Source organism: uncultured Methylobacterium sp., from assembly GCF_964244095.1.
GTDB lineage: Bacteria > Pseudomonadota > Alphaproteobacteria > Rhizobiales > Beijerinckiaceae > Methylobacterium.
This window is the reverse complement of record NZ_CAXTHR010000231.1, coordinates 1-3,623: the sequence shown is the minus strand read 5'-3', so window position 1 is coordinate 3,623 and position 3,623 is coordinate 1. Positions and strand designations below refer to the sequence as shown.

Sequence of the window (3,623 nt, the reverse complement as noted above, 5' to 3'; positions counted from 1 at the left end):
GCTTCGCCAACCTCGCCTCGATCGCGATCCAGCTCGCGAGCTTCTCGAGCCTCGTCCCCGAGCGCCGGGCCGAGATCGCCGGCTACGGCCTGCGCGCGATCCTCGCCGGCACCCTGTCGAACCTGACGAGCGCGGCGATCGCCGGGCTGTTCATCGCCGGCTGACGCCCGCGCGCGGGTTTGCGCCGGAGGGGTCGGTGCGGCCTCGGTCACCCCCGCGGGCGTCGAGGCGCACCGTCACGCGCACGCCATCGCGTGCGGCGGACAGGTATTTACATGGGCGGCGGCATCGGGCGAATCTGCGATGCGGCGGGACAAGGACGGTCATGACGGCGGCCTCGGCGACGACCCTCGATCCGGCGATGCCGGCGCCTCCCGACCACCCGCGCCCGGCGACGGCGCGGGTCGTGCCGCCGTTCCGCGCGCCGCCCGAGCGCGAGCCGCCGCTCTTCGCCTACCTCGCGGCGCTCCGCACCGACGCCCTCGTCGGCTGGCCGCGCCAAGCCTACGAGGCGCCGTGGACACGGCGCAGCCTGCTCGGGCGGTCGAGCTTCACCCTCAACGACCCGGAGGCGATCCGGCGGGTGCTGGTCGACAACCAAGCGAACTACGCCCGCACCTCCGGCTCGGTGCGCATCCTGCGCCCGATCCTCGGCGACGGCCTGCTGATCAGCGAGGGCTCGGCGTGGCGCCACCAGCGCCGCGCCCTCGCGCCGGCCTTCACGCCGAAGGCGATCGACGGCCTCGTCCCGCTGATCGGTCGGGCGCTCGACGACGCCCTTGGCGAACTCGACGCGGCCGCCGCGCGCGGCCCCGTCGCCCTGTTCCCGGCCCTGCACCGGCTCGCGCTGGAGATCGCCGGGCGCAGCATGTTCTCGGTGGGGATGGACCGGCACGGGGCGGAGCTGCGCGGCTTCATCGCGGCGTATGCCGAGCGCCTCGGCCGGCCCCACCTCCTCGACATCCTGCTGCCGCCGACCTGGCGCGCGCCCCTCGACGGTCCGCGTGCCCGCTTCCGCCGGCGCTGGACGCCCTTCCTCGGGCAGATCATCGAGGCCCGCGCCGCCGAGCGGGCGCCGCGCACCGGCCGCGATCTCCTCGACCTGCTCATGGCCGCCGAAAACCCCGAGACCGGCGCCGCCTTCACTGACGCGGAACTGCGCGATCAGGTCGCGACGATGATCCTGGCCGGCCACGAGACCACGGCGGTGCTGCTGTTTTGGGCGGCCTACCTGCTCACCCTCGCGCCGGAGCTTCAGGAGCAGGTGGCCCGCGAAGCGCGCGGCGCCGACCTTTCCGACCCGGCCGGCTGCGCCCAGGACGGCCGCCTGCCGCTGACCCGCGCGGTGATCGACGAGACGCTGAGGCTCTATCCGCCGGCCTTCGTCATCGTGCGGCGGGCGCTCCAGGCCGACCGCGTCGCGGGACTCGACATCGCGGCCGGCGACGTCGTGATCGTCAGCCCCTGGGTGCTGCACCGGCACCGCCGCCTCTGGGCCGACCCGGACGCCTTCGATCCGGGCCGCTTCCTGCCGGGCGCGCCCACGATCCCGCGCTACGCCTACCTGCCGTTCGGGGCCGGGCCGCGGGTCTGCATCGGCGCTCACTTCGCCCTCACCGAGGCCGTGCTGGCGCTCGCGCGCATCGCCGGCCGCTTCCGCATCGAACTGGCCGATCCGCGGCCGGTCCTGCCCGCGGCGGTGGTCACGACCCAGCCCGACCACGCGCCGGACTTCGTGCTGGTGCCGCGGTAGGCAAGCGCGTCAGCCTCGCTCGCGCCCGTCGAGGCCGAGCAGCGCGAGCGCGCGGCGGTACTCGCCCTCGGTGAACGCGTCGCGCCGGTCCGGCAGGCGCCCGAAGCGCCGGGCGGTCTCTAGGATCACCTCGGAGATCGCCGTGCCGGCTCCGAGAGCGTCCGCGGCCTCGCCGGCCGGGATCGCGCCGTCGACGTAGCGGCGCAGGATCGCTTCGCGCTCGGCATCGCTCACGGCCTGCAGCCCAGGATGATCTGGTAGTTCAGGGCGGGATTGGCCCGTGGGTCCGCGGCCGCGATGGTCGCCCACGCCGCGTCCGGATCGGCAAGATGCCCGGCGCGGTGGCCGAGATGGAGGAAGGTGCGGCTCGTCACGACGATCACGTCCTCCGCCAGACCCTCGCGGATCAGCATGTTGGGGATCTTGCCGTTCTCGTAGACGATGAGCGCGGGCCCGCCCCGTGCCAGGACGTTGTCCGCAAGCCAGTTGACGATGGCATGCTCGCCGACGTTGCGCGGGCGGGGACGATTCATGTCCACGGCGATGCGAAGGAGTTCGCCGATCTCCGTGCTGGGGCGCTCCACCCATCTGTTTGCTCCGGGCGTGCGGACACGGGCCTCCAGCCAGGCGTAGATCTCGGCCGCGAACGGTTTTCCCCTGTCGTGCGTCGTCTCGATCTCGACCGCGTCCGGTACCACGACCGGGCCGAAGCGCAGCGGCAGATCGAGGGCATCCAGCATCGCGAGGTGGATCAGCGGCGATGCGTCCACCAGCACGACCGTCGGTTCGACATCCGGAAGCGGCATGCGGGATTCGGCCATGCGCCGAGGATAGCACCTGACGCGCCATGCGCACACGAAGAAGCCCGCGAACCTCTCGATCCGCGGGCTTGGCATCGGGGGACGGACGTTCGGCGGGACGCTCCTCTGCGGGCACCGTTTTTCCCGCGAACCGGGGGCCGCATCGCGCAATGAGGCTCAGGCCGCCCGCTTCCGGTTCTCCGACGCGGGCTCGTCCGCCGGCTTGTCGGCCGTCGTTTCGCTGCGCGACCGCGACGCCATCAGCGGCAGCTCGATGTCGAGGCCGAGCGTCGAGACCCCCTCGCCGCGCTCCAGGGTGATCTTCACCTTGTCGCGCTCGACCGTCACGTGCCGGGCGATCACCGCCAGGATCTCCTCGCGCAGCGTGATCACGAGGTCGGGCTGGCCGGTCTCGGACCGCTCGTGGGCGAGGATCAGTTGCAGGCGCTCGCGGGCGACGGAGCCGGAGGCGCGCTTGTTGAACAGGCCGAGCAGGGTCATGCCGCCCTCCGCATGAACAGCTTGTCGAGGAAGGACTTGCGGTCCGACGGCATAGTCATCGGCAGCGCCTCGCCCTTGAGCCGGCGCACCGCGTCGGCGTAGGCGCGCGCCGGGGCGCAGAGCGGGTTGTTCAGGGTCACCGGGCAGCCGACGTTCGAGGCGCGCAGCACCTCCTGGCTTTCCGGGATGATCGCGAGCAGCGGGATCGACAGGATCTCGAGCACGTCCTCGACCTTGAGCATGTCGCCGCGCTCGGCGCGCGCGGGGTCGTAGCGGGTGAGGATCAGGTGCTTGTCCATCGTCTCGCCGGCTTCAGCCTTGAGCGTCTTGGCGTCGAGCAGGCCGATGATGCGGTCGGAATCGCGCACCGACGACACCTCCGGGTTGGTGACCACCACGGCGAGATCCGCGTGGCGCATGGCGAGCTGCGCCCCGCGCTCGATGCCGGCCGGCGAATCGCAGATCACCCAGTCGAACTTTTCGCGCAGTTCCTCCATCACCCGCGCCACGCCCTCGTCGGTGAGCGCGTCCTTGTCGCGGGTCTGCGAGGCCGGCAGCAGGTGCAGCGT

At 72.5% G+C, this 3,623-nt stretch carries 6 protein-coding genes; 2 read left to right on the top strand and 4 right to left on the bottom strand.

Annotated elements, in window-relative coordinates:
• Positions 1 to 164, top strand: a 164-nt coding sequence (locus tag ACFE86_RS21620) for a nucleoside transporter C-terminal domain-containing protein (RefSeq protein ID WP_375457373.1), incomplete at its 5' end; no start/stop codon positions are given.
• Between the two features lie 197 nt (positions 165 to 361).
• Positions 362 to 1,753 (top strand): cytochrome P450, encoded by a 1,392-nt coding sequence (locus tag ACFE86_RS21615; RefSeq protein WP_375457372.1) that lies wholly within the window; start codon positions 362 to 364, stop codon positions 1,751 to 1,753.
• 9 nt (positions 1,754 to 1,762) lie between these two features.
• Here the strand turns inward: ACFE86_RS21615 and ACFE86_RS21610 are convergent, their stop codons facing one another.
• The 4 genes from ACFE86_RS21610 to ACFE86_RS21595 form a co-directional block, all read right to left on the bottom strand.
• On the bottom strand, positions 1,763 to 1,987 hold the full coding sequence (locus tag ACFE86_RS21610; RefSeq protein WP_375457371.1) for a hypothetical protein: 225 nt from the start codon (positions 1,985 to 1,987) through the stop codon (positions 1,763 to 1,765).
• A complete protein-coding gene (locus ACFE86_RS21605) occupies positions 1,984 to 2,559 on the bottom strand; it encodes a hypothetical protein (protein WP_375457370.1) in 576 nt (191 codons plus the stop codon). Before ACFE86_RS21605 ends, ACFE86_RS21610 begins: the two co-directional genes overlap by 4 nt.
• Positions 2,560 to 2,730: 171 nt before the next feature.
• A complete protein-coding gene (gene minE / locus ACFE86_RS21600) occupies positions 2,731 to 3,054 on the bottom strand; it encodes a cell division topological specificity factor MinE (RefSeq protein WP_375457369.1) in 324 nt (107 codons plus the stop codon).
• A partial coding sequence (locus tag ACFE86_RS21595; protein ID WP_375457368.1) for a cellulose synthase operon protein YhjQ/BcsQ occupies positions 3,051 to 3,623 on the bottom strand: 573 nt, incomplete at its 5' end. The genes ACFE86_RS21595 and minE, both read right to left, overlap by 4 nt.